General features: G+C 64.9%; 22 protein-coding genes. 10 read left to right on the forward strand and 12 right to left on the reverse strand.

Annotation, left to right across the window (positions count from 1 at the left end; genetic code table 11):
- Window position 1 precedes the first annotated feature (1 nt).
- Genes AC56LY_RS21440 through AC56LY_RS21465 form a run of 6 tightly spaced genes read left to right on the forward strand, consistent with a single transcriptional unit; the run spans window position 2 to window position 7,125 of the window.
- Window positions 2–625 carry a DUF4159 domain-containing protein gene (locus AC56LY_RS21440; RefSeq protein ID WP_183554362.1) on the forward strand — a complete coding sequence of 208 codons (624 nt, stop codon included), beginning with the start codon at window positions 2–4 and terminating at the stop codon, window positions 623–625.
- Between the two features lie 3 nt (window positions 626–628).
- The gene (locus tag AC56LY_RS21445) at window positions 629–1,633 is read left to right on the forward strand and encodes an AAA family ATPase (RefSeq protein ID WP_499456405.1); all 1,005 of its coding nucleotides are present in this window, start codon (window positions 629–631) and stop codon (window positions 1,631–1,633) included.
- Window positions 1,634–1,647: 14 nt separating this feature from the next.
- Window positions 1,648–2,532, forward strand: coding sequence for a DUF58 domain-containing protein (locus AC56LY_RS21450; protein WP_499583015.1), 885 nt, complete (start codon window positions 1,648–1,650; stop codon window positions 2,530–2,532).
- Between the two features lie 6 nt (window positions 2,533–2,538).
- A complete protein-coding gene (locus AC56LY_RS21455; RefSeq protein WP_499583017.1) occupies window positions 2,539–3,522 on the forward strand; it encodes a BatA domain-containing protein in 984 nt (327 codons plus the stop codon).
- Window positions 3,506–5,593: a hypothetical protein gene (locus AC56LY_RS21460; RefSeq protein WP_499583019.1), complete on the forward strand. Its 2,088-nt coding sequence runs from the start codon at window positions 3,506–3,508 to the stop codon at window positions 5,591–5,593. Before AC56LY_RS21455 ends, AC56LY_RS21460 begins: the two co-directional genes overlap by 17 nt.
- The gene (locus tag AC56LY_RS21465; RefSeq protein WP_499583021.1) at window positions 5,590–7,125 is read left to right on the forward strand and encodes a hypothetical protein; all 1,536 of its coding nucleotides are present in this window, start codon (window positions 5,590–5,592) and stop codon (window positions 7,123–7,125) included. The genes AC56LY_RS21460 and AC56LY_RS21465 overlap by 4 nt, the downstream gene beginning before the upstream one ends.
- Before the next feature lie 199 nt (window positions 7,126–7,324).
- Here AC56LY_RS21465 and AC56LY_RS21470 read toward each other — a convergent pair whose 3' ends face one another.
- On the reverse strand, window positions 7,325–9,748 hold the full coding sequence (locus AC56LY_RS21470) for a TonB-dependent receptor plug domain-containing protein (protein ID WP_499583023.1): 2,424 nt from the start codon (window positions 9,746–9,748) through the stop codon (window positions 7,325–7,327).
- Window positions 9,749–10,171: 423 nt separating this feature from the next.
- Between AC56LY_RS21470 and AC56LY_RS21475 the strand changes: the two genes are divergently transcribed.
- Both AC56LY_RS21475 and AC56LY_RS21480 read left to right on the forward strand, forming a co-directional pair.
- Complete coding sequence (locus tag AC56LY_RS21475) at window positions 10,172–10,369, forward strand: hypothetical protein (RefSeq protein WP_482896984.1); 198 nt, start codon at window positions 10,172–10,174, stop codon at window positions 10,367–10,369.
- A gap of 1 nt (window position 10,370) precedes the next feature.
- Window positions 10,371–10,874, forward strand: coding sequence for a hypothetical protein (locus AC56LY_RS21480; RefSeq protein WP_499583025.1), 504 nt, complete (start codon window positions 10,371–10,373; stop codon window positions 10,872–10,874).
- Here the strand turns inward: AC56LY_RS21480 and AC56LY_RS21485 are convergent.
- The 8 genes from AC56LY_RS21485 to AC56LY_RS21520 all read right to left on the reverse strand — a co-directional run bounded on the left by AC56LY_RS21485 (window position 10,843) and on the right by AC56LY_RS21520 (window position 20,909).
- Window positions 10,843–11,625 carry a spermine/spermidine synthase domain-containing protein gene (locus AC56LY_RS21485; RefSeq protein WP_482896986.1) on the reverse strand — a complete coding sequence of 261 codons (783 nt, stop codon included), beginning with the start codon at window positions 11,623–11,625 and terminating at the stop codon, window positions 10,843–10,845. The two genes, AC56LY_RS21480 and AC56LY_RS21485, sit on opposite strands and share 32 nt — an antisense overlap.
- A 55-nt stretch (window positions 11,626–11,680) precedes the next feature.
- Window positions 11,681–13,030: a sensor histidine kinase gene (locus AC56LY_RS21490; protein WP_499583027.1), complete on the reverse strand. Its 1,350-nt coding sequence runs from the start codon at window positions 13,028–13,030 to the stop codon at window positions 11,681–11,683.
- A complete protein-coding gene (locus AC56LY_RS21495) occupies window positions 13,027–14,370 on the reverse strand; it encodes a sigma-54-dependent transcriptional regulator (RefSeq protein WP_499583029.1) in 1,344 nt (447 codons plus the stop codon). Before AC56LY_RS21495 ends, AC56LY_RS21490 begins: the two co-directional genes overlap by 4 nt.
- A 29-nt stretch (window positions 14,371–14,399) precedes the next feature.
- Window positions 14,400–15,632, reverse strand: coding sequence for an ABC transporter permease (locus tag AC56LY_RS21500; protein ID WP_499583033.1), 1,233 nt, complete (start codon window positions 15,630–15,632; stop codon window positions 14,400–14,402).
- Window positions 15,633–15,663: 31 nt separating this feature from the next.
- Window positions 15,664–16,971, reverse strand: coding sequence for an ABC transporter permease (locus tag AC56LY_RS21505; RefSeq protein ID WP_499583035.1), 1,308 nt, complete (start codon window positions 16,969–16,971; stop codon window positions 15,664–15,666).
- A 9-nt stretch (window positions 16,972–16,980) separates the two neighbouring features.
- Window positions 16,981–17,694 (reverse strand): ABC transporter ATP-binding protein, encoded by a 714-nt coding sequence (locus tag AC56LY_RS21510; protein WP_183554333.1) that lies wholly within the window; start codon window positions 17,692–17,694, stop codon window positions 16,981–16,983.
- Between the two features lie 16 nt (window positions 17,695–17,710).
- Entirely contained in the window at window positions 17,711–18,979 is a 1,269-nt protein-coding gene (locus AC56LY_RS21515) for an efflux RND transporter periplasmic adaptor subunit (protein ID WP_499583037.1), read from the reverse strand.
- 145 nt (window positions 18,980–19,124) lie between these two features.
- A complete protein-coding gene (locus AC56LY_RS21520; protein ID WP_499583039.1) occupies window positions 19,125–20,909 on the reverse strand; it encodes a YbhB/YbcL family Raf kinase inhibitor-like protein in 1,785 nt (594 codons plus the stop codon).
- 221 nt (window positions 20,910–21,130) lie between these two features.
- Between AC56LY_RS21520 and AC56LY_RS21525 the strand changes: the two genes are divergently transcribed.
- Window positions 21,131–22,714, forward strand: a complete 1,584-nt coding sequence (locus AC56LY_RS21525; RefSeq protein WP_499583041.1) for a MutS-related protein — start codon at window positions 21,131–21,133, stop codon at window positions 22,712–22,714.
- Window positions 22,715–22,985: 271 nt separating this feature from the next.
- Here the strand turns inward: AC56LY_RS21525 and AC56LY_RS21530 are convergent, their stop codons facing one another.
- The 3 genes from AC56LY_RS21530 to AC56LY_RS21540 all read right to left on the reverse strand — a co-directional run bounded on the left by AC56LY_RS21530 (window position 22,986) and on the right by AC56LY_RS21540 (window position 25,174).
- Window positions 22,986–23,375: an ester cyclase gene (locus AC56LY_RS21530; RefSeq protein WP_499583043.1), complete on the reverse strand. Its 390-nt coding sequence runs from the start codon at window positions 23,373–23,375 to the stop codon at window positions 22,986–22,988.
- 115 nt (window positions 23,376–23,490) lie between these two features.
- Window positions 23,491–24,096 (reverse strand): flavodoxin family protein, encoded by a 606-nt coding sequence (locus AC56LY_RS21535; RefSeq protein WP_499583045.1) that lies wholly within the window; start codon window positions 24,094–24,096, stop codon window positions 23,491–23,493.
- A 10-nt stretch (window positions 24,097–24,106) separates the two neighbouring features.
- A complete protein-coding gene (locus AC56LY_RS21540; protein WP_499583465.1) occupies window positions 24,107–25,174 on the reverse strand; it encodes an aldo/keto reductase in 1,068 nt (355 codons plus the stop codon).
- A 116-nt stretch (window positions 25,175–25,290) separates the two neighbouring features.
- Between AC56LY_RS21540 and AC56LY_RS21545 the strand changes: the two genes are divergently transcribed.
- Entirely contained in the window at window positions 25,291–26,199 is a 909-nt protein-coding gene (locus tag AC56LY_RS21545) for a LysR family transcriptional regulator (RefSeq protein WP_499583047.1), read from the forward strand.
- Window positions 26,200–26,368: the final 169 nt, after the last annotated feature.

Below are 26,368 nucleotides of genomic sequence, written 5' to 3' on the forward strand. Positions count from 1 at the left end.
CATGGCCAGTTTTGACTTCTACTTCACGCGCCTGATGTACGAATCGGGCAACTGGGACGTGGATGTCCGCATGCCGAGCAACGTGCTGAACTCCCTCGTGGAGTACACCACGTTGCGGGTCGATACGACGGAACGCATGGTGGCCTTGTCCGACCCGAAGATGCTGCAGGCGCCGTTCTGCTACCTGGCTGGCCACAAGCTGGTGCAGTTCACCCCTGCGGAGCGGCGCAACTTCGAACAGTACGTGCGCGGCGGCGGTTTTGTTTTTGTGGACGACTGCAACCACGACATCGACGGCCTGTTTGCCAAGTCGTTCGAGGCTGAGATGGCGAAGATCTTCGGCCTGAACGCACTGAAGAAAATCCCGAACAAGCACCCGCTGTACTCGTGCTTCTTCAAGTTCGAGGACGGCCCGCCCACGACCGGCATGGAACTCAATGGCTGGGGCGACGACCTGGTGCACGAGTACCTGAAGGCGATCGAGATCGGCGGGCGTGTGCGCGTGCTGTACTCGAACAAGGACTATGGTTGCGAGTGGGATTACGACTTTCGCAACAAGCGTTTTCTGGCGGTGGACAACACCCGCTTTGCAGTGAACATCATTCAATATGCGTTGGGAGCATGACCAGTGGCTGACAGTAATTCGATAGCGTGGGACGAACAGGAAATCGCTGCACTGACGGCGAAAGTGGGCGAGCTCAAAGCCAGCATGGCGCGCGTGATCATCGGCCAGGAAGACGTCGTCAACCTGCTCGTCACGTGCCTGCTGGCCGGCGGCCACGCGCTGGTCGAAGGCGTGCCGGGGCTGGGCAAGACGCTGCTCGTGAAATCCCTGGCGCAGGCGACCGACATGCAGTTTCGCCGGGTGCAATTCACGCCCGACCTGATGCCGTCGGATATCGTCGGCACCGAGATCCTCGAAGAAGACCAGGCCACGCGCCAGCGCGCGTTCCGCTTCCAGCCTGGCCCGGTGTTTACGCAGGTGCTGCTGGCCGACGAGATCAACCGCGCGCCGCCAAAGACGCAGTCGGCGCTGCTCGAGGCGATGCAGGAACGGTCGGTCACCTTCGCCGGCCAGACCCACAAGCTGCCACGGCCATTTTTTGTTCTGGCCACGCAGAACCCGATCGAGCAGGCCGGAACGTACCCGCTGCCTGAAGCGCAGCTGGATCGCTTCCTGCTGCGCATCGATGTCGTGTACCCGACCGAAGACGAAGAAGTGCTGATGGTCTCGCGCACGACGCACGCCGGCTTGCAGGACGCCGAACCGGTGATGGATGTCGCTACCCTGCTGCGCCTGCAGCAGCTGGTGCGCGACATCGAGATTGGTGACCATCTGGTGCGCTACGCCACGCGCTTGGTACGCGCCACGCGCCCGAGCGAGACCACGGTCGATGCGGTCAAAAAGCATATCGGCTGGGGCGCCGGGCCGCGCGCCGGCCAGGCGCTGGTGCTGGCGTCGAAAGCGCGCGCGCTGATGCAGGGCCGGCTGGCCGTGACGCGCGACGACATCGGCGCGATGCTGCTGCCGGTGCTGGCGCACCGCGTGCTGCGCAACTTCGAGGCCGAAGCCGACGGCATCGCCATTGCAGATGTGTTGCAGTCGCTGCAGCGCGAGATCAAGGTAGCGTAATTGGCGATCGCAAAATGTCGTCCGTGAACCCGGCGCTGATCGCGCACACGACCAGGCTCGATCTCGTGATCCGCCACGTGCTGGCCGGACTCGGGCACGGCATCCACGCGGGCCGCGAGCGTGGGGCCGGCGTCGAGTTTTCCGAGTACCGCTCGTATGTGCCGGGTGACGAGTGGCGCCGCGTTGACTGGAAGCTGGCCGCGCGCGCCGACCGTTATTTTGTGCGTGAGGCGGAGCGCGACAGCCACGTGGCCGTTTGGCTGATCCTCGACGCCAGCGCATCGATGGCCGAACCGAGCCGCAGCGTCGAGGGTAGCGACAAACTGACCTGCGCGCGCACGCTGCTGGCCTGCGTGGCCGCCATCGCGCAGCGCCAGGGCGATGCGTTCGGCCTGGTGATCCTGAGCGACGGCAAGGTGACATTCACGCCTGCCAATCGCGGCCCGCGCCATTTGCAGCGCGTGCTGGCACAGCTGCAGCGCGCCACGCCCGCCGGCCAGTTACCGGACGCCGCAACGCTCAAGGCGAGCCTGCACTTTGCACTCTCGCCCAGTGCCATCTATGCGGCGAGCGACTTGCTCGACTGGCCGTCGCCGCTGTCGCTGGCGTTGACCCGGCTGCGCCAGATGCGCCACGACGTGCGCGTGCTGTGCCTGCAGACGCAGGCCGAGATCGACGCCAGCTTCCCGGACACGCAGGCGTACCGCGACCCCGAGCATGAAGAAGGGGTGTTCCGTTTCGGCGCCGACCTGAAGGAAGGCTACCGCCGCAACCGCCTGGAACACTTCGATCGGGTGACGGCCCAGTGCCGCAGAAATGACATGCCGTTGACGCTGGCCGCCATCGAGCAGGCGCCGGGCGACGTGCTGCGGCGCTGGCTGCGCCGGCCATCGAGGTAATCGCCCATGAATGCACTTTGGTGGTTTGCGCTTCCCGTATTGCTGCTGCCGGTCTGGTGGCACCGGCGCAAGCGCGTGCAGAACCAGGCCGCACTCATGGCCACTGCGCGCTTTTTGCCGCGCACCGAGCCGAAACAGACGCGCGTGTGGCGCTGGAGCGATCCGTTGTTGCTCTTGGTCCGGATGCTGTTGCTGGCCTGCATGATTGCGTGGCTGGCCGATCCCGTCTATCCGTGGCGTGGCGACACGGTGGTCGTGACCGCCGGCGCCGATCCGGTCTGGGTCGAGCGCGAAGCGGCGCAGGCCGGCCTGACGAAGGCCGAGCGCGTGACGCTGCCGGCGGCGCAGGCGCTGAGCTGGCTGCATACGCACGAACGCGAGTGGACGGGCGACGCACGCCTGCTGGTACTGGGCGACGTGCCGATGCCGGCCACGAAGCCGGTGTTTGGCCGCGAGGTGACCGTGCGCACGCAGCCGACTGCGCCAGCCAACGTCGAGCGGCACGTGGTCATCGCCAGCGAGCGCTTGCAAGCCTGGCGCCGCCTGTTTGCGGCGCAGGATGGTGTCGAGAAGATCGTCGTGGATGATGCACCGGGCGCCAGGACGGACCTGATCATCTGGGACCGCGCCGAGGCGCCGCCTGCCACGCTGCGCGCCTCGCTGTGGTGGGTGACCCACCCGGCGGCGTTCCCCGAGCTGGCCAAGGCGCGCACGCTGAACGGTTTGCAGTACGCCGACAGCGCGCGCGGGCGCCTGTGGCATCACCCTGCATGGCCGCCGCAGGATGTCGAGGCCGCGCGTGCGCTGCTCGATACCTGGCAGCAGCTGCACATCGGGCCGCGTCCCTACACCTTGCCCTCGCAAACGTTCGCTGCCTCGAAAGGCGTCAACGCACCGGCGCCGAGCGGCGCATTGCGCGACATCCTGCTGGCCATCCTGGTTGGCTTGTTCGTCCTTGAAAGGAGTCTCGCGCATGCACGGAGGCGTTGAGATCACCAAACGCGTATGGCGCGCAGCCCAGCTGCGCCGCATGCCGCTCTGGATCGGCGGGGCCTTGCCCTGGCTGGTCATTCCGTCGGGCCCGGGTTTGCTGGCCTGGGCCGGCTGGTGCGCGCTGGACTGGGTCAAGTTGCGCCGGCGCGTGGCGTATGAATGGCCGGCGTGGCTCGATGGCGCCGTGCCCGAGATGGAAGACAGCGCGGCCCTGCTCGACGCGGCCGACACGCCGATCGCGCGCCTGCAGCAGCAGCGCCTGTTCGCGCGGCTCGATGCGGCCGTCTCGCGCCAGCAGCTGCGCCAGATCGCGCGCCAGCATGTTTCGAGCGGCGCGCCGATCCTGCTGGTCAGTGCAGTGCTCGCGGGGATGGTGTGGTACGCGACCACGCGGCCGGCGCAAGAGGGTGCGGTCACGCCGCCCAGCCCCGTCAGCAGCGCAACGGCCGCCACGCTGGCCGGCCTGACGCTCAAGCTCGCGCCGCCGGCCTACACGGGCGTGGCGGCATCTGAATCGGCGCCGCGCGACCTGCAGGTTCCGGAGCAGACCGTCGTGACGTGGTGCCTGACGGGTGGCACGGGCGGCAACAATAAAATCGAGCTGGGTAACGGTGAAACACTCGAACCCGGTGAACAGTGCGCGCGCTGGACGGCGACCGAATCGGTCGTCTGGCGCTGGCGCGGCGCGCGCCACACGCTGCGCGTGATTCCCGATGCGCCACCCGAGATCACGATCAGCGCCCCGGCGCAGATGATCCAGGATCTGCGTGACAACGCGACCGGCACCACGATGACGGTCCAGGTGAAGGACGACTACCGCATCACCCGCGCGACGCTGCACATGACGCTCGCGCAAGGCAGCGGCGAGAACGTGCGTTTTACGGACCGCGAAATGCCGCTGCCGGCATCAAACAATCCCAAGCTGCGCAACTGGTCCAAGACATGGGCCCTGAGCGAGCTGGCGATGGAGCCGGGCGACGAGCTGTATTTTTTCGTCCGCGCGACCGATAACGCGGGCCGCGCACAGACCGTGCAATCGCCGACGTACACGGTGCGGCGTCCGGCGCCGGAACAGGAAGCCGAAGAAGAGAGCGCGGCGATGCCGTCGCTGGTGAAGCCGGCATCGCTGCGCAGCCAGCGCCAGATCATCATCGACACCGAGCAGCTGATCGCCGACATGCGCAGCACGAAGCTGGCAGCGGCCGACATGCGTGACCGCAGCGAGCGGATCGGCGACGACCAGGCGCAGCTGCGTCGCCGCTACGGCCAGTTCCTGGGCGAAGAGTCGACGCTGTTCGGCGAAGAAGCTGCCAAGGCGCCACGCGCCGCCGAGAAGCCTGACGAAGAAGAAGGTCACGAGGGCCACGATCACGCGCCCGGTGGCCATGACCACGATCACGACGAACCGAATCAGCGCAAGGGCGGCATCGTCAACGAAACGCAGCAGATCCTGGCAACCTACGGCCACGCGCACGACGAAGCCGAGAACGCGACGATGTACGACGAAGGCACCAAGAAGGTGCTGCGCCGCGTACTGGTGGCGATGTGGGACGCCGAAAAATCGCTGCGCGCAGTCACGCCGAAAAGCGCGCTGGCCCCCGAGCACAAGGCCCTGGAAGCGATCAAGGAATTGCAGCAGGCCGAGCGCATCTACCTGCACAAGACCGCCTTTACGCCGCCACCGATCAAGGAAGAAAAACGCATGACCGGCGAGATGGATGGCGCTGCGAGCTATCGCCGCACGCAGGGGGAGCAGGCGGCGGCGCTGCCGGAAGAACTGCGCGTGCTGGTGCAGGCGATGTCGGGCGAGGCCGAGCTGCCGGCGCTCTGGATGCGCACCGCAAACGACTGGGTGCGCACGCGCCTGGTCGAGGACGAGCAGCGCCTGGCGGCGCAGCGCGCGATCCAGGACGTGGCCGACGGCTGCATCGCCTGTCGCCCGGTGCTGCGCGCCTGGTTGCGTTCCGGCGCGGGGCAGGGGCAGGTGCTGTTGCAGGCGAAGACCAGTGTCGATACGGCGTTCGCACGCCGCTGGCGCGAGTCGGCTGATGGAGCGACCAAGCCATGAACCAGCAGTGGCTCATCGCCGCCATCCTGGTGGCAGGCATCGTCAGCGCCGGCCTGTATCTGCGCCGCCGCCAATGGCTCGATGCGCTGCTGGTCATCGTCGCCGCCGCGAGCCTGGGCCTGTTCGCGCTGGATCTGCGCATGCCGGGCGAGGGCGGCCGCACGCTGGCCATCGATCCGGCCGCGCCACCGGCGTCGCTGGAAGGTATCAGCAGCTTGACTTTGAAGGGTGACGGCCTGCGCGCCGCCGAATGGAACGATTTGCCGGCACGACCGCTGGCTTGGGAAGCGCCACGCGGCGGTGCGCTGCGGCTGGTGTTCCCCAGTCAGGTAGCGCTGGGCCGCCAGTTCACGCTGACGGTCAAGCGCGACGACAAGACCGACGCGCGGCTGCAACTGCTGGCCGAGAATGGCCAGCAGCTTGCAGAAGCGCGTGGCACCGGCGACCTGCGCGTCGACTGGATGCCGCCGGTGGCCGAGCGCGTCGTGCTCAAGGCGCGGCTGCTCGACGCCAAAGACAAGGTGATTGCCGAGGGACCGGTCCCGTTCATCGTGCATGAACCTGCGCCGCTGCAGGTCGTCGGCCGCTTCGGCGCGCCATCTTTCGACCTGCGCGCGCTGAACGACCTGCTGACCGCCAGCGGCGCGCTGCTCGACTGGCAAGTCACGCTGGGCCGCGCCGTCACGCGCACCGAAGCGCCACGCACCGAGATGGCATCGCCCAACCTGATGGTGATCGACGCCGCGCGCTTCGAGCGGATGGCGGCCGGTGAACGCTCCGCACTGCTGGACCGCGTGGCCAAGGGTATGCCACTCCTGGTCCTGGGCGGCAACGCGAACGATCCCGGCGTCTGGTCACGCACGCTGCAACTGCCGCTACGTGCGCAGCCACTGGGCGCCAAAATCGACACACCGTTAGAAATGCCGGTAGCCTCGCTGCTGCCCGCATCGCGCGACGCAGGGCCATGGCGCGGCACTGACAATATGGTCTGGACCCGCGACTGGCGACAGGGCCGCATCGCCTGGCTGGGCGTGACCGAATGGCACCGCCACGCAATCGCCGAGCCGCGCGCGCTGGCGCTGTGGTGGCAGGGCGTGCTGGACCGCGTCGGCGTCGAAGAGCGGCACAAGACCGAATGGCTGGCCCCGGGCGACATGCCGCTGGCAGGCCAGCGCCTGGAACTCTGCGCGCGCGGCGTCAGTGGCCAGGTCACGCTTCCCGATCTGAAGCAGTCGCTGGGCTGGCAGCGTCGCGCAGACCGCGCCGACGCATCATGCGCAGCGCTGTGGCCGCAAAAGGCGGGCTGGTTGCAACTGCAGGACCAGAACGCCGGCCCGCATGCGCTCTACGTATATGCCACGAACGACTGGCCTGGATGGCAGGCAGCCGAACGGCGCGACGCGACAGCACGCTACGCCGCCCGTTCGCAGATCCAGCCGGCGAACGGACCAACGCGCCCCGCGCCATCCTGGCCATTCGCACTCGTGCTTGCAGCAGCCATGTTGCTGCTGTGGTGGCGCGAGCGGCGTTGAAACAAAAGCTGGGGTCAGGTCTGACATTCGGACACGGCCCCAGCTGTAGCGATGCGTCTTCAGAACGGCTATGAAAAAACCGTCCGAAATCGATCGCAAAGGCTCACCTTCCTTGCTCATCTGAACCCGGATTGAGCCACTACTGTAGAGATCGTGTCCGAATGTCAGACCTGACCCCGGCTGTTGAACTATCAGCCCATCAGAACGTGTAGTCCGCCTTCACATACGCCGTGCGGCCGTTCATCCCGAATGGGCAGGTCTCCCAGCAGTAGGTGAAGCCCAGCTGCGGGAAGGGGGCTGCGCGGACCGGGTCCCATTTGGTCGGGTAGGTGTCGAACAGGTTGTTGATCCCCGCCGACAGGCTCAGGCTCTTGTTGAACGTATAGCGCCCGGTCAGGTCGACGATCCATTTGGCTTCCCACGTCTGCACGAATGGCGCCGTGAAGCCTTGGCCCTGTACTTCGCCGAAGTAGTTCGCACGCCCCGTCACGTTCCAGGCGCCGGCCGTGTAGTCGGCCGAGACCACATGGTGCTTGCGCGGCTGGCCGCGTTCGATCAGCGTCACCTGCGCATCGTCGAACAGCTGCGCGCCGGTCAGCACGGGCGATTGCGAATTGCGCGCCTTGACCTCGGTCTTGTTGAAGCCCAGCTGGCCGGACAGCACCAGGGTCGAGCCCTGGCCGCGGATGGTCTGCTGTGCCACCAGGTCCAGGCCCGTCGTCGACGTGTCGATCGCATTGGTGAAGAACTGCGCCTGGCCCACGCGCAGCGGATCGAGGATGGCGCGGATCGGGCATGCGGCAGGTGTTGCGCAGGCACCTGACTCCGGCGAGATCGTGCTCGAGAACACGATGCGGTCGTCGATCCTGGTGCGATACACGTCGGCGGTCAGCGAGAACGTGGTGGTCGGCCGCAGGATCACGCCGATGCTGGCGCTCTTGGACGTTTCTTCTTTCAGCGGTGCGATGCCGAAAGCGCGCGTGACGGCGCTGTCTTCGCGCGCCGTCAGCGTTTCGGTCAGCACGCCGGCCGCATTCAGGTTGGTCGAGACCGAGCTGTAGAACTTCTGCTGCACGCCCGGTGCCCGGAAGCCCGTCGATACGCTGCCGCGCACGCCCAACGAGCGGCTCGGATCCCAGCGCGCATTGAGCTTGCCGATCGTCGTGTTGCCGAAGTCCGAATAACGCTCGTGCCGCACTGCCGCGCCGACCGAGACGTCCGGGCCGAACTTGCGTTCCAGGTCGACGTAGAAGGACGTGTTGTGGCGGCCCTGGTCAACCGCCGTCGATGGCGTGTAGCCTGGGAAGCCCTGGATGCCCGATGCAGCGATGCCGCCGGTCTGATCGCGGATGATGATGGCGGGGTTGTTGGTGCGGCCGTACTGGTACGAGACCGGGTCGCCCGCCTCGATCTCGTAATTGTCGCGGCGCCACTCGACGCCGGCGGCGACAAACAGCTCGCCGCCCATCAGGTTCACCGGACCCTTGAAGTCGAGGTTGAACGTGGTCTGCTCGAACTTGAGCGTGCCGGTGTCGGCTTCGCGCGGCGATTCGCCGTTTTCGTACCAGTAGCTGACGTTGATCGAGTTCCGTTCGTGGAACTGGAGCTGGCTGCGGCCGTGGTTCACGCTCGCGTCCACTGACCAGTCCTTGCCCAGGTCGTGGCGGTAGCCGACGGCGAGCGACGCATCCTGCACGGTGGTGACGATGTTCGGCAGGAAGCCTTCCGGGTACACCGCTGGCACGTTGCGCCCATCTTCTTTCGGGCGGAAGAAGCCGCCCGAATCGCCCTTGCGTTTCGAGGCGCCGCCGAACGCATACAGTTCACCGCCGCCCATCGGCAGCGCGGAATTCATCCACAGGTAGTAATCCTTGGCGTTGCTGTCGCCCAGGCGCTGCGTGACGCGCGGCGGATTGACGCGCGCCGTGTCCAGGCCGGCGCGGTTGGTCTCGTCGCGCTTGCGCGCTTCGACCGACAGGTTCAGGTAGCCGCCGTCGCTGCCCAGCGCGAAGCCGCGGCTGGCGCTGGCCGAGTAGGTGTCGCCATCGCCTTCGTCGGTCGTGCCGGCGCTGGCGCTGACGATGCCGTTGCCGACACCCTTCTTGAGGATGATGTTGATGACGCCCGCAATGGCGTCCGACCCATACTGGGCGGCGGCGCCGTCGCGCAGCACTTCGATCGACTGGATCGCTGACAGCGGGATGGCGTTGATGTCGGTGCCGGCCGAACCGCGGCCGATCGTCTGCTGCACGTTGACCAGCGCCTGCTGGTGGCGGCGTTTGCCGTTGATCAGCACGAGCAGCTGGTCGGGGCCGAGGCCGCGCAGTGTGGCGGGACGGATGATGTCGGTGCCGTCGCTGACAAACGTCGACGTGAAGTTGAACGACGGGTCGAGGTCTTGCAGCACCTTGCCCAGTTCCAGCGTGCCGGCCGACTGGATGTCTTTCGTGCTGATCAGGCCCACTGGCACAGCGGTGTCGAGCGCCGTCTTGGCCTGGGTGCGCGAGCCGAGCACCACGACTTGCGACATATTGCTGTCGGCTTCCTGGGCGCCGGCTGGTGCGAGCGCCGCCAACAGTGCCGACGCCAGCAGGGCGCGTCGTGGCAGTGTGTTCTTCTTCATCCTCTGTCCCCTCTTTGTATGGATTTTTATGTCGCCCTGTTATCAGAGCTTCATTTAATCTTAGCAACGGGGTAGGTTGACGACGACGACACAGTTGAAATAAGTAAATACGAGCGTGGCTATAAAGCAAATGCGTAGTACAAAAGAGACAGCTTTGCCTATCTGACGATACTTTTATGAGTGGCGAGTAATGCCTTGAGTATTAAGTACTTTTTTTGTGGAAACAATGTTTGAAAGGTATTGTTTATTTGTTACGTTATTTAACAAGTTTTTCAAATGTGCGCACCATAAGACACGCTAGGATAGACACGAACTGATGCCAGATAGGCATGACGGCAGGCGGGGAGCATTCCGCCGACTGGATCTCGACCTTGTCTGCGCGCCGCGCGGGCCGGATCCGCCGACAACCGCAGGCAGCACACCATGATCCAGCGACGAACCGACGAGCGAACCGCGCTTGCCACCGAATATGCGTTATTCCTGGCAGAGACGCGCGGCGTCAACGCAGGGCTGGTGTACCTCGAAAGCTGCAACGTCTCACGAGAGATCCTGCTGCGCGCCATGCAGGATCCCGCCGCCCGGCGTGTCCGGGAACGGCGCCAACGGCAACGGAACGATTAGCATGAATATCACCCAGCTTTGCAAACGCTATGGCCTCGAGCATTATGGCAGCCTCGAGAGCGCCTGGGACGCCCACAGTGCAACCGGCATCGTGCTGATGCAGCTCTGGCACGCGCCCAACCAGAAGATCAACGACCACCCACTGCCGGGCGCGCAACTGCGCGTGCGCTGTCTCGACGCGTCGGACATTCCGGTGCCGCTGGACGACGCGCGGGCCGCGCGTGGCCGCAGCATTGAAGCGGTGGAGGGGGGCGCGCGCGGCTATGCGGCGATGTCGATTCCGCCGACGCAGTCGCGCGGGGCCGGCGCCTGGGCCAAGTACGCCAACCTGGAACGCGTGTTCCCCGTGCTGGCGCTCGAGCGCGAGTCATGCGGCACCGTGTTCGCCGTGCTGGGTGCGCCGGTTCCTGCGTCCGAACTGGGCGTCGCGTCGGCCGATCCGGCGTATCGCGCAGCCACGGGGCGCCACCAGATCAGCCTTGATGGTCGCGCATCCATTCCTTGAGACCGTTCACCCAGTTCTTGGCCGGCAGGTTCAGGCGCCGCTTGATCTCGCCGGCACGCTCGTAGAGCACTGAAAAGTCCAGCTGCGGCGCGTCCCTGAATGCCACCACGACCACATTGGCATCGTGCACCTCGGGCAGCCAGACGACGGCATCGAAGACCTGCTCCATGTTCAGGAAATTCTTGTCGTAGTTGCTGAAGTCGCCGAACACATTGGCGGTCATGACGCCGCCCGGCGCCAGGCAATCCAGGCAGCCCTGGTAGAACGCTTCCGAATCGAGTACCGGGCCGCGCGCGTCCTGGTCGTAAAGGTCCACCTGCAGCACGTCGGCCTTGCCGTGGTTGGCCGGATCGAGAACGAAGTCCATTGCGTCCTGCTCGCGCACGTCCAGGCGCGCATCGTTCTCGGGCAGGCCGAACATGGCGCGGCAGATCGCGATCACGTTGGGATTGAGTTCGACGGCCGTCACGCGCGCATCGGGAAAGCGGGCATACGTGAACTTGGTCAGCGCGGCACTGCCCAGGCCAAGCTGCACGACGTGGCGCGGCGCACTCTGGAACAGCGTCCACATCATCATCATCTGCACGTATTCGAGCTCGATCGTGTCCGGCTTGGCCAGCCGCATCGCGCCCTGCACCCACGAGGTGCCAAGGTGCAGGAAGCGCACGCCCTCGAATTCGTCGATGGTGGCGGGTGGATGGCCGGGCTGGGCGAAGCGCGGATCGATGACGGTGGGTGACTTGGCGGACATGGCACGAAGCGGTGAAGGGCAAAGCCGATGTTACCAGAGCCGCCCCTGCGGGCTCTCAGCTTGCCGGCAGCGCCGGCAGGAACAGCGTCACGGCCAGGCCGCCGCCGTCACGGTTGGTCAGCAGGATGCGCCCGCCGTGCGCCTCGGCGATCTCGCGTGCGAGCGCAAGGCCAAGGCCGGTGCCGGCGCGCTTGGTCGAGTAGAACGGCACCAGCGCATGCGTGAGCACCGCGTCGCTCATGCCGCTGCCGCGGTCCGTCACGTCGATGCGCACCTGGTCCTGCACGCGCCGTATCTGCAACTGCACATCGTCAGGCCGGGAACCCGACTCGTGCGCGTTCTTCAACAAATTGAGCAGCGCCTGCTCAAGCTGCGCGGCGTCGATCCAGGCCGCATCCGGTGGCAGCTTGCCCGCGACGGTAAAGGTCACCTGACCGGCCAGGCGCGTGACCAGGGCTGGCCAGCTGCAGGCCTCCAGGCGCGGCGTTGGCAGCTTGGCAAAGCGCGCATAGCCCGAGATGAAGCTCTCCAGGTGACGCGTGCGCTCGCCGATCGTTTCCAGGATCTGCGGCAGGCGTTCGAGCTGGCCGCGCCGTACCAGCTCGGCCCCGGAGTGCGCGAGCGACGCCAGTGGCGCCAGCGAGTTGTTCAATTCGTGGCTGATCACGCGGATGACTTTTTTCCAGGTCTGCACTTCCTGGCGCCGCAGTTCGACGGTCAGGTGGCGCAGCAGCAGCAGCTCGTGGCGCCGGCCATTGAGCGTGAAGGTGCTGCGGGCCAGGTGATAAACCTCTTCGGCCTCGCCTTCGCCAGCGGTAAACAGGCCATCGCCACCGCGCGCCAGCGCATCGCGCAGGGCCGCCGAAGCATCATCGAGCACCGTCTGCAGGCTGTGGCCTTCGAGCTTGCGCCCCTGCGCCAGCAACTGGCGCGCAGCGATGTTGGCGAACACGATGGCGCTGCCGTGGGTCGTTGAATCGGCCACCAGAAGCATCGCTACCGGCGTGTTCTGCACCATCGAGTCGAGCAGCAGTTCTCGCTGCACCAGGTCCAGGCGCTGCTCGCGCAGCACGTTGCCCAGGTTGTTGTGGGCTGCGATCAGGTCACGGAGTTCATCGTTGTGCGGCCAGTGCAGGCTGCACGAAAAGTCGCCGTCACGGTAGCTGTCGACGGTGCCCTCAAGTGCCCGGAACAGCGACAGCACCGGCTGCAGCTGCGCGCGCAGCGTGATGACGGCCAGCGGTACCAGCCCAAGCAGGCAGATGGTCAGTACCAGCAGCGGCCGGGCGGGCAGCAGGTGATCCAGCAGCAGCGCGGCGAGCACCGCCAGTGTGAGCAGCGTGCCCACCAGTGCCGACAGCCGCGTGACCAGTGAAAACCTGGGCTGGCGCGCGCTGTCGGTCATGGCCGCGCGATGCCCAGGCGCTCCATGCGGCGGTACAGCGCCTGGCGCGACAGCCCGAGGTCGGCCGCCGCCTGCGCCACCACGCCGCCCGCGCGCGCCAAAGCCGCCACCAGCGCGGCGCGGTCCGGCTCCGCTTCCTGGCCTGGCGCGGGCACCGGCGTGCTCGCTGCCGGCAGTCCCAGGTCGGCCACCATGACGGTATCGCCTAGGGATAGCAGGCTGGCGCGCGCCATCACGTTTTTCAGTTCGCGCACATTGCCGGGCCACGGATAGGCCATCAGCGCCGCTTCGCTGGCCGGGTGCAACTCCTTGCCGGCGGCCAGGAACGAACGCGCCAGCGGGAGGATGTCGCCGGGGCGCGCGCCCAGCGGCGGCAGGCGCAGCTCGATCACGTTCAGGCGGTAGAACAGGTCTTCGCGAAAGGTGCCGGCGCGGATCATCGCGCCCAGGTCGGCATTGGTGGCGCTGATCACGCGCACGCGCACCTGGCGCTCGCGGTTCGAACCGAGCCGCTCGAAGCGGCCCGTTTCCAGCACCCGCAGCAGTTTCATCTGGCCGGCCAGCGGCAGGTTGCCGATTTCATCGAGGAACAGTGTTCCGCCGTCGGCCGCTTCGAACTTGCCTTCGCGCGCTTTCGATGCGCCCGTGTAGGCGCCGGCGTCGGCGCCGAACAACTCGGCCTCGATCAGTTCAGATGGCAGGGCGCCGCAATTGAGCACCACGAACGGGCCGTCAGCCACCTGCGAGTTGGCCTTGATGATGTCGGCGATGCGCTCCTTGCCGGCGCCATTCGGGCCGGTAATCAGCACCGGCACGTCGGCGCGCGCGACCTGACAAGCCAGGTGCAGCACGCGTTCGGTGGCCGGGTCTTGCCAGACCAGACCACGCAGGTCGAAATTCTGCTCGAGCGCCAGCCGCGCCTTGCGTTCGTGCTGCAGGCGGCTGCCCAGCGCGCGGTTGGCTTGCCCCAGTTCGATCAGGTTGCTGACAGTGGCCAGCAGGCGTTCGTCGTTCCACGGCTTGGGCAGGTAGTCGGCGGCGCCGGCCTTGACCAGGTCGACCGCCGCGTCCAGATGCGTCCAGGCAGTGAGCAGGATCACCGGCAGGTCGGGGTGGCGTGCGCGGATCGCGCGAAACAGCGCCACGCCTTCTTCGCCCGACGTGGTGTCGGCCGTGAAGTTCATGTCCTGGATCACAAGGTCGATCGGTTCGCGCGCCAGCAAGTCCAGGCCTTCTGCAGGCGAGAGCGCGCGCAGCGTGGCGATGTCGTGCAGCGAAAACAGCACGTCGAGCGCCATGGCGACGGCGGCGTTGTCGTCGATGATGAGAACGGTGGGCATGGCCGCCAGCATAGCACCCGCGCGCCCTCTCACAGGCTGCGGGTGGCCAGCGCCGGCGACGTGCGCGCCGCGCGCCAGGCCGGGCCATACGCCGCCAGGATGCCGATCACCCAGAACATCAGTGCGCCGCCGATCAGGTACGCCACCGGCAGACGCGCCATCTCCAGCTTCGTCACCAAAAGCTGGTTCAGACCAACGCCCAGCAGCACGCCGCCCGCCACGCCGGCGCTCGTGATCATCACGTTCTCGACGATGAAGTAGCGCAGGATGTCGATTTTGCGCGCACCAAGTGCACGGCGCACGCCGATCTGCTTGCGGCGCTGGGTTACCCACAGGCTGGCCATGCCGACGATGCCGCTGCAGGTCACCAGGAGCAGCAGCACGCTGACCGTCACCAGCATCCACGACAGTGCAAGGTCGGCGCGATAGCGGTTCTTGCGGTCTTCTTCGGTCGTCTTGATGCGCATGATCATCGGTGTGGACGACGATGCGCGCAGCGCCTGCTCGGCGGCCTGCATCACACGGTCGCGCTGCCCCGGTTCGCTGCGCATCGCATACATCGCACCCCCACTGCCATAGTGACGTGCGGGCATGATCATCGAAAATTCGCCGCGCTCGCCCACTTCGGCGTGGGCGCTCCCCAGGCGCTCGACCACGCCGATCACCCGGGCGCCGGGCGCGCCATCGCCGATGCCGAAGTACAGGGTCTTGCCCACCGCCGATGCGCCGGGCCACAGCTTGCCGGCCAGGGCGCGCGTCACGATCATCTGCGTCGGCACCTCGGCGTTGGTCGTTTCGTTTACCTCGGGGATGTCCGGGCTGGCAAAATCGCGTCCTTCGACCAGTTGCAGGCCCAGGGCCCTGACCAGCGAATCGCCCGTGAAATAGGTCGATGCGTAGGTGCTTTCGCGCGCCTGTCGGGGATCGGCCGCGATGCTGGACGTGCCGCCGCTGTTCGACATCGGCATCTGCGATACCTGCGCCACCGCCACCATGCCCGGCACCGCGCGCAGCACGTCGAGCTCGCGCTTGATCGAGGCGAGCATCTGTTCCGGCGTGTCCTGGTTCAGATGACGCAGCGAAAAATAGAAGGTCGCGGCTTCGTGCTGCAACCCCGATGGGCGCGCCGCCACGGCGCGCCGGTCATTGACGATGTGCAGGGCATTGGCCAGGATCGCCAGGCTCAGGGCGACCTGCATGGCCACCAGAATGGGGCCGGTCTTGTTGCGCATGAGCGCCGACAGGATGGGGCGGATTTCCATGGTCAGTCTCCCGTGATGGTGTGGTGAGCGTTCATTGCGATTTGAGCTGGATGGCGGGGGTGACCTGACACGCGCGCCAGGTTGGCAGCAGGCCCGCGATCACTGCAGCAGCAATCGACAGCACGAAGGTCAGGGCCAGCATTTGCCAGTCCATGCGCGCCACGGCCGCCATGTCCTTGTTCTGCATGCCGATCAGGGCCAGCGCGCCGACAGCCAGCCCCAGTCCCAGTACACCGCCGGCCAGGCCCACCACGCCCGTCTCGATCAGGAACTGGCGGAAGATGTCGCGCTTCGACGCCCCCAGCGCGCGGCGCGCGCCCACTTCGGCGGCGCGTACCGAGAACTTCGCCAGCAGCAGCCCGACCGTGTTGACCAGGCACAGGGCCAAAAAGCCAAAGGCCAGCCAGGCCGACAACCGGGTGTCGTTGCCCACCACTTTCTGCTTTTCCATCCATCCCATGACGTCGTACAGTTCGACTGGCGCCGGGCGTGGCAGGCGCCCCAGCTTGCGCTGCTCGCTGGCGTAATTCTCGAGCGCGCCCTGCAGGTCGGCGCGATCGGCGCCCGAGCGGGTCTCGAACCAGAGCTGGATCCAGGTGCACTCCGAGGCCAGCAGGCTGGCATAGCCCGGATCGCGGACCTGGCTGCAATTGACGCTGCCGTAAGGCTGCAGCTCCTTGCGCACGGCGGTGGCCATCGGGATCATGAATTCTTCACCGGTGGCCGGGCCGCTGCCAATCAGCTTGTAGTAGCGCGGCATCGGGTTCCAGTCGCCCAGCACGCCCACCACGGTGAACGGTTCGCCGCCCATGCGCAGGCGCTGACCCACCGGATTGGCCTCGCCGAACATTTTTTCGGCCACGGTGCGGTTCAGGATCACCACATTGGCCCCGCGCGCTTCATCCTCTGCACTCCATGGCTGGCCGTAGCGGAACGGCACGTCGAACATCGCGAAGAATGTACGTGTCGGCGCCAGGCCATACGCCTGGAACGGGGCGCTGCCGGCACGCGGCGGCTCGACCGGCATGCCGGTGGCGAACATGGCGACGCCACGTTCGGCCGGCGGGTTGCGCAGCAAATTCATTGCGTCCTGGTAGGTCGACTGCATATCGATCGGCTCCGATCCAGGGCTGTAACCATCGCGCCCGCCGTTGTCGATGAACGGCACGAACAGGCGCTCGCTCTTGGATGGAATCGGGTCGCCCGACATCGCGTGCAGGATGGTCAGCGTGGACACGCTGGCCGCCACGCCGATTGCCAGCGTCAGCACCATCAGCACGGTGAGATACGGATTGCGGCGCAGGCTGCGCACGCCAAGCATCAGGTAATAGCCGAACATCGCCGCTCCTTATGCCGTGACGTCGGTATGGGCCTGGTGCAGCGATGGGGCGCGCCGCACGAGGTCCGACACCTGGCCGTCGATGATATGCACGTTGCGGTGGGTGCGCACGGCCAGCTCCGGGTCGTGGGTCACCATCAGGATCGTGGTGCCGGCCGCATTGATTTCTTCGAGCAGTTCCATCACGCCGCGCGCCATCTGCGTATCGAGATTGCCGGTCGGTTCATCGGCCAGCAGCAGTTTCGGACTGCCGGCCAGCGCGCGTGCGATCGCCACGCGCTGCTGCTGGCCGCCCGAGAGTTCGGCCGGGTAGTGCTTCATGCGCGAGGCCAGGCCCACCTTGCCCAGGGCGTCCTCGATGCGCTCCTTGCGCTCGCGCGCATTGAAGCCGCGGTAGCGCAGCGGCACGTCGACGTTGTCGAACAGGTTCAGGTCGGGGATCAGGTTGAAGCCCTGGAAGATGAAGCCGAGCTTTTCGTTGCGCAGGCGCGAGCGCGCCGCGTCGTCCAGGCCCTTGACGTTCACGCCGTCGAGAATGAATTCGCCCGACGTGAATTCTTCGAGCAGGCCGGCGATGTTGAGAAAGCTGGTTTTGCCCGAGCCGGACGGGCCGGTCACGGTGACGAATTCGCCCTGGCTGACGTGGATCGCGAAGCCGCGCAGCGCGTGCGTCTCGATCATGTGGGTGCGGTACACCTTGCTCAGGTTGGTCATGCGCAGCATAGTCTGGCTCCGTGGTTCATTGATTGATTGAGACGCGTGCGGCATTGTCGAAGGCATCGGTGCCCGACACCACCACCTTGTCGCCGGCTTTCAGGCCGTCGATGATTTCAACGGCCGAGATACTGGTGGCGCCGATCCGGATCGGCGTGCGTACGGCCACGCCGTCGTGCATCACGTAGGCATGGCGCCCGCCCTCGTTCTCGACGAACGGGCCGCGCTGCACCATCAGCACGTCCGGCTTTTCCTCGATCAGCAGGCGCGCGCTGACGCGCTGGCTCTGGCGCAGGCCGGTCGGCTGCGCGCCATCGAAGCGCACCCGCGCCAGCACCTGGCTCTTGACCACCTCGGGCGACAGCGCCGACAGCGTGCCGGTGGCGCGGCCCGACGGCAGGGTGATCTCGGCGCGCATGCCCAGGCCCATGTCGCCGGCGTAGGTTTCGGGCACTTCCAGTTCGACTTCCAGCCGCGACAAGTCCACCAGCGTCATCAAGGGCGCGTTGGCGGCGACCACCATCCGGTGCTGCACATTGAGCGTGCCGATGAAGCCATCGACCGGTGCGCGCACGGTCAGTTCGTCGACGCGGCGCTGGGCGTTGGCCATCGACAGGCGCTGGCGCTCCAGTTCATTGGTCTTGGTCTTGATCGCCAGTTCGACGTCGTCGCCTTCGAGTGCGGCGGCCTGCCTGGCGTGGCGGGCGCGGATGCCGGCCGAGTTGACGGCATCTTTCGCCTTCTGGTAGTCGATCTTGGCGATGATGCCGATCTGGCCGACGCTGTCGTAGCGCTCCAGCGTGCGCTGGGCCGACAGACGGTCGATTTCGGCGGTGTCGGCTTCGCGCTGGGCCAGCAGTTTCTGCTTGCGCGACAGGATCTGCTGGCGCGCGACTTCGGCCTTGAGCTGCTCCCAGGTCGACACTTCGCGTTTGAGGGCATCGGTCAGGTCGGGCGATTCGAGCAGTGCCAGCACGTCGCCCTTCTTGACCGTGTCGCCGGCAGCGACCTTCAAGTTGACGGTGGCCGGGGCAGTGGCGTACAGGGTAGGGCTGACGGCGGCCACGACGCGGCCATTGACGGCGGCGTCGCGCACCAGCGTGCCGCGCGCGACCTCGGCGATGCGGATGCGGCTGGCCGAGACGCTATGTTCGCTGTTGTTCCAGGCGGCGAAGAGCAGCGCGCTGACGGCAACCAGCGCAGCAGCCGCGCCGATCATCAAGGCGCGGCGCTTGAATCGTTGCGCCGGGGGCGGCGTCAGGGTGGTGTCCTGCCGGGATGGCTCGGGAATCATGGTGGTCCAGTAACGACGGTATGATGGTCGTTATTGCACGATCCGTGCCAGACATTAAGTCATTGATTTGTATGGCGGGCAGTCGCGGACACCGCTGTCCGCGGTGTCCGTCCGGGCGGCCGCGGACACGACCGCCGGTCAGGGTTTACTTCTGCGGCTTCTGCTTCTGCGCGTACTTGCCGACGATTTCGCCCTTGGCCAGTACATGGCCCTTCATGGCGGCCAGCACCTGGTCGCGGTCGGCGCCGAACGGCACGTCCAGCATCGTGTCAAGCGCCATCACCTGGAAGTGGTAGCGGTGCGCGGCTTCACCCGGTGGCGGCTTTGGCCCGTAGTAGCCCGGCGAACCGCGCGTCGTCAGGCCTTGCAGCACGCCGTCCGGATCCGACAGGCGGGCTTGCTCCTGCACGCCTTCCGGCACGCTGGTGACATTGGCCGGGATATTCCACATCACCCAGTGCACGAAGGGCAGGGCGGGTTTGGCGTCCGGGTCTTCCGCGATGATCACGTACGACTTCGCACCTGCTACGCCTTTCCACGACAGCGCCGGCGAGACGCCATCGGCGTATTCGGTGTAGCGCTCGTTCATCATGCCGTTGGCGGCAAAGCTCGGCGACGAAACCGTCATCTGTCCTTTGGCGTCGGTCTCGGGACGCTTGAGCGCCAGCGGCACATTGGTGCCCTTGCTGGTTTGCTGTTCCAGCGGGCTTGCCGGGGCTTTTGCTGGTGTGTTGGCCACAGCGCCAGCCTTGCCGCCGGTGTAGGCGACCCGGTAGATCACGCCATTGGCGTCGTCCGCCATCAAGAGCGAACCGTCCTTCGCCATCGCCAGCCCGACCGGGCGCGCGATGTGGGTCTTGCCGCCATCGGTCAAAAAGCCCGTGACGAACGGCTCGACCTTCGTCGGCTGGCCGTTCTGGTAGCGTACGCGCACGATTTCGTAGCCCGATGCCGGCACCCGGTTCCACGAGCCGCGCATCGTCACGAAGGCGTCGCCCTGGTACTCGGCCGGGAACGCGCTGCCGGCGCCGAACACCCACTGCATCGGCGCTGCGTGCGCCGTGTAGCCGAGCACCATCGGTGTGCTGCGCGCTTTCCACTGCTCCTTGGTGATCTCGCCCACGGGCGTGCTTTGCGGGTAGATCTCATTGGCGCCATACACGTGCGGCCAGCCATACTGTTTACCCAGTTCGATCTTGTTGATCTCCTCGGCCTGCACGTCGTCGCCAAGGAAGTCGATGCCATGGTCGAAGCCCCACAGCTCGCCCGTCGTCGGATGCCAGGCATAGCCGATCAGGTTGCGCAGGCCGCTGGCAAAGATGGTGCGCTGCTTGCCGTCCGGCGAAATGCGCAGCAGCGTGGCGTTTTCGGGATTGCTCTCGTTGCAGGTGTTGCAGGTGCTGCCTACGCTCAGGTACAGCATGCCGTCCGGGCCGAAGGCCATCGTGCGGTTCGGGTGCTGGCCCGAGTCGGGCAGGTCGCCGATCAGCATCTTGAGTTCGCCCAGGCGGCCATCCTTCTGGATGTCGGCCACGAACAGTTCCTTGACCGTCACCAGGTACAGCTTGTTGTCGCGGATCGCGAGGCCATGCGCGCCGGTGCGGTTGGCCACCGTGATCGGCTCGCCGTCGGCGCGACCGTCGTTGTTGGTGTCGCGCAGCAGCAGTACGTCGCCCTGGTCACGGCGGCTCACATAGATGTCGCCGCTGGGCGCGACGGCGATGATGCGGGCGTTTTTCAGGCCGGTTGCAAACGCGCTGACCGTGAAGCCGGGAGGCGTCTTGAGCGCACGGATCCGCTCGGGCGTCGCTTCGACCTTGTTGGGTTTCCAGACGTTGATCTTGGTGGAAAACTGGGTGCCGTCGCCCTGCTGGGCAGTGGCGGAGCCGAACACGAGGCATAGTGCGGCGGCGAGCGAAGCGCGTTTCATGAGGGCCTGCCTTTCCTGGACATTGTTATAGAGATGGTCAAGAAGGCATCGTGCCAGTGTTTATTGCCTCGGTATGTTGGGAAACGAACATTGTCCGTAGCAGCGTTCATTATGCAAAAAAGATAATTTCGCTACTGGAACGTTTTCCTTCTTGCAAGTTCGTCACGCCGTCTACACATGCATCTTGCAACCGGCGCCGCCGGCTCTTTTCAGGACTGACCTTGTCGTCGTTCGACCACCTGCAACATCTCTGGCGTTCCGCCCTCGCCACACTGGCGCCATCGACTGCGCCGCCCCCGAACCACTTCTTCACGCCCCAGGATATCGGGCGTCTGCACGACCAGGCTGGCGCCAACCGCGCCAGCATCGATGCCCAGACCTGGGACGACCTGCTGCTGCCATCGTTCGAGGACAAGCTGGCGCCCGATGCCAGCATCTTCGGTCGCCAGGTACTGCACCGGCGCCTGCGCGCAGGCGTTGACGCGGCCGCCTGCAGCACCCAGCGCACGCGCCTGCAAGGCCTGATCGCGGACCCCGCACACCTGGCCGCGCTGCACGCGCAACTGCGGATGCTGCGCCATGCGGATGTCGACGTGAGCGCGCTGCTGTTCGGCGAGACGCCGCCCGTGACGCCGTGGTGGTCACGCTGCTTGTGGCTGCTGCCGCTGCTGCTCGTGGTGTCGGTCGCCGCACTGGTGACGTTGCCGCTGGGTTGGATGCTGACGCTGGCCGCGCTTGCGCCGCTGATGGCGCTGCAGATCCGCTATCACCAGCAGATCGAGGGCTGGACCGCGACCATCCGCTCGCTGGGCGCGCTGCTTGCCACCGTTGGCTTGCTCGGCAAGGGTGGCGGGACGTTGACCGAACCGTTCGTGGCGGCGCGCGCAACCGCCGCGCGTCTGCACGTGCGCCTCGACCGGCCCTTCGCGCTGCGCATGATCCCGGGCGGCAGGCAGTATGCCGACTGGTTCGCTGCCGGGAATATCGCGCATTACTTCCGGACGGCGCGCATCGTGTTCGGGCAGCGCGCGTTTCTGCGTGAGTGCTATCTGGCGTGCGCCAACCTCGAAGCCGACGTGGCACTGGCGCGGCACCTGCACGCGATGCCGCGCTGGTGCTGGGCTGAACGGGGCACGGCGCGTGAGCTGCTGCTGGAGGATGGCGTGCATCCGTTGATGGCGCAGCCGGCGCCGCTGTCATTGTCTCTGCATGAGCGCGGCGCGTTCGTCTCGGGCCAGAACGCGTCGGGCAAGAGCACCTTCCTGCGCATGGTGGGCCTGAACCTGCTCGCGGCGCGCGCATTCGGCTTTTGCTATGCCACGCGGGCGCGCCTGCCGGCGGTGCCGGTGCGCGCCAGCATGCAGAACGAGGATTCGCTGCTTGGCGGCGAGAGCCTGTATATGGCGGAATTGCGGCGTGCCCGCGAACTGCTCGAGGTAGCCGGCCAGCCAGCCGGCGTGTGCCTGATCGATGAGGTGTTTCGCGGTACGAACCATCTCGAGTCGGTGTCCGCTGCCGCTGCGGTGCTCGAACAGTTGTCGAGGCACGACCTGGTGCTTGTGTCGTCGCACAATCTGGTGCTCGCGCCGCTGCTGCAGGCGGGCTTCGACGCCTTCTGCATCGATACGACCAGCGGCCGGCCGGTGCTGCAGAAGGGCGTACTGCGTAATCCGAACGGCATTGCGCTGCTGGCCAAGGAGGGTTTCGGCCCGCAAATCGAGGGCAGGGCAGCGGAAGTGGCGCACTGGCTGAGCAGCCACTTGCTGGAGCCGGCGACCGGCGCGCCGACGGCGCAGCAGGCGTGACCGGCTTGGACCGCCTGACAAAAACCTGTTACTTCGTCTGGCCGCAACATGCTTGTACACTGAGCCATGCTGAACGTCCGCTTTCGGCCAAAACCGGACGTACAAGCTGGCATGATTCTCGGAGAAAAAAAGCAGGGAGTTTCACAGCAGTAAGTGTTCGCAACAAACCGAAAAACTTGTTCTGAGCATATAGCGCGGGTTTCCATTCTGTGTGAAGGTCAGCCGGCTTGCGATGAAATCCATGTAAGCCTTTTGCCTGCCAAGAAATGGGTCAACGTTGCGGTGGAAATTGCCCAATCTGCAAGAACAGCCCGAACCAGTCTTCCATATGCCACGTAGTCGTAATCAAGCCGTTGGCGATCGTATGAAATTCGTGTAGGCGGAAGCTTACCTTTTTTCCGGTTGGCGCGATGCCGAAAAGTTCACCCAAATGAGTGCCACTGATTTCAGCACGTACACCGATCTTGCCTGGCTCCTGGAGCATGTCATGGATAGTTACTTGTATGTCCGGGAACGCGGACGCAACCATGCGAATGATGGGCTGGATGCCGGCTGGTCCAGGTTCCTGGCCTGGCGCCAGTGGAAGGTCTTCCCATGTGGGTGCCAGCACTGAATCCACCAGATCGGGTTTTGTTCGCTGAAAGCGCGATACAGTGTTCAACTGCAATACGTTCTGTGCGGAGTTGCTGGGACAAGTCTGCGGTTGACATATTCATGAGCTTAATTCGTAAATTTGTTGAAAGGGATTACTGCTTTTCATCGCACCGTTTCCTTGCTTACAAGTCTTCCAGAGCCATGCTTTTGACCGTGTTCGGGAAAATCTTGGCTGCTATCTCAGCAACACGCACTCCGTAAAGACGGGCCGTTTCGAGATCCCCGGGCGACATTTCATCAGGCGACGCATCGGCAGGTGTTTGCGCCATTGGACCAAGGAAAGACCCCATCCGATTGACGTCATCGCGTTGCGACGCTTTGGTATTGGACGATTTCATACCCACCCCTACCCAGATACCGCGATGTTGCGCTGCCAACAAAGTGAAATACTGTAGTGTCGCCATCTTGTCGCCATTGATACTAGCGCTGTTCGTAAAGCCACCAAAAATCTTGTCCTTCCAAAGATCGCTAAACCATGGTTTGGACGACGCGTCAGCAAACTTCTTGAATTGCCAACTCGGCCCTCCCATATACGTTGGCGAACCGAGAATGACAAAGTGCGCTGCGTCGATCTGTGTCCACGCTTCGTCAGACAGATTTCCCTCCGCGTCGATCGGCAACAGGGCTGCTTGCGCGCCTACGGCTACGGCTTCGGCCATCCTTGTGGTGTGACCGTAGCCGGAATGGAAAATGACAACGCCGTTGAATTCGGTCGAACGAATGCTCATGATGAAACCTTTAACGTGGGGTGGGGGAAGAGGTAGCGGGCATGACTTGCTTACCTGAAGGCATGCGTGTCGGCGCCGTCCGTTCAAGCATCCAGCCAGGGTATTCGGGTATGAGTTGGCTGACTTTGTCGAGCGCGGCGAGATCATCAGCATCAAGTTCGATATCAACGGCGGCCAGGTTCTGCGCGGCCTGCTCAAGGCGTTTGGCGCCAATAATGACTGATGTCACGAAAGACTTTGCCAAGACATACGCCAATGCGATGCTGGCAACATTGGTTGCATGCTTCTGTGCGATCAGGCGCATGCTTGCCACGCATTCCCACGCTTTATCCTTGTCGACGGGCGGAAAATCAAACGTTGCGCGCCGTCCTACATTCGTCGAATCTGGACCGTACTTGCCCGACAGCAGACCGCCGGCCAGTGGTGACCAGACGAGCAGGCCCATCTTTTCCTCGGTCAGCATCGGTGCGATTTCACGCTCCAGATCGCGGCCCGCAATGGAGTAGTAGGCTTGTACTGTTTCAAAGCGCGAAAATCCATGGCGACTAGCCAGGCCATTGGCTTTAGCGATGCGCCAGGCCGACCAGTTCGAGACACCCACATAACGAATCAGCCCGCGCGAAATGAGGTCGTCGAGCGCACGTAGCGTTTCCTCAATTGGCGTGACCGGATCGTTGGCATGCAACTGATACAGGTCGATATAGTCCAGCTGCAGACGCTCCAGGCTTGCCTCGACCGAATCCATGATGTGCCCGCGCGAGGCGCCCCGGTCATTCGGACCAAGGCCAGATGGGTTGAAGACCTTCGTGGCAATGACGACATCCTTGCGCGCCACACCGAGGTTTTTCAATGCCTGGCCAAGCATGCGCTCAGAGTGTCCATGTGAATAGACGTCCGCCGTGTCAAAAAAATTGACCCCAGCGTCAATGCATTGCTTGACGATTCCGTCCGCCGTCGGCTGGTCCATCCCGGCGATATCGTGATACAGGCCTGCCTGACCCGCATGGCCGAAGGTCATCGTGCCGAGACAAAGCTGCGACACAAAGAGCCCGGTGTTACCCATTTGGTTGTAGCGCATCATGGTCTCCAAAGTGTGGAGCAGCCTTGCTTGCTCCAGAAGCGTCCAGTATGCGTCGTGCAACTTATGCTATAAAGTACCCCAATAAAAACTCATTGTTACCTCAATAAATCACAATGCAAAATTTGGAAGCATTGACGATCTTTGTTCGCATCGCAGAAATGGGCAGCTTCACGCATGCAGCGGCAAGTCTTGGCATCCAAAAGGGGCGCGCGTCGAACGTGGTGCGCCAGATCGAGGCCCAGATGGGTGCGCGGCTGCTACACCGCTCGACCCGCACGGTGCAATTGACGGAGGATGGGCGCAGCTTTTACGCACGGGCACGCGGTCTGTTGGCCGATGCCGAGGATCTGGCTTCGATGTTCAGTGGCACTGACGCGCCTCTGAGCGGTCGCATCCGCATCGACCTGCCAACCGAATTCGCCCGGCTGATCGTGATTCCGGCCATGCTGACATTTACTGACGCCTACCCCGATGTCGAACTGGAAATTTCAAGCACCGACAGGCGCGTCGATTTGGTCCAGGAAGGCATGGATTGCGTGCTGCGCATTGGCGGCATCTACGACGAGACGTTGATCGCTCGTCGGCTGGGCACCTTAAGGATGGTCAATGCAGCCAGCCCCGCCTGTCTCGCACGCCATGGCGTACCGCACACGCTGCAAGATCTGCTGGTGCAACGACATCGGATGGTGCACTACACGCCCACACTGGGGACCCGGCCGTTTGGCTGGGAATATCCGGACGGCGACGGCTATGCAGTGCTGCAGTTACCGGGATCCGTCAGCGTGAACAATGTGCAAACCTACCATGGTGCTGGCCTGGCCGGGCTCGGGCTGATTCAGGCTGGATTGCCGAGCCTGGCTCAATTCCTCCAAAGTGGTGAGCTGGTCGAAATCCTCCCCGATCTGCGTCCTGAACCCTTGCCAGTATCGGTCGTGGTGGCGCACCGGCACAATCTGTCGCGACGCGTGCGTTTCTTTATCGACTGGCTCGAGCAGATTTTGCAGCCGTATCTGGATCATTGATGCCTCGCCACGATTTACTGAGAAGGTGAACTCAGGCATGCGCTCCAACGGCAGCTTTGGGTCGGTACCGGCCTGTGGCGGCTACCACTGGATTTTCAACTTGCCAACCTGCTATGCTGGCTCGACCGGCCGGATTCGGCCACAAGCCGCCAGTGCACCTGTGCACCTG

This window comes from Telluria sp. ZT3P25 (assembly GCF_059685895.1).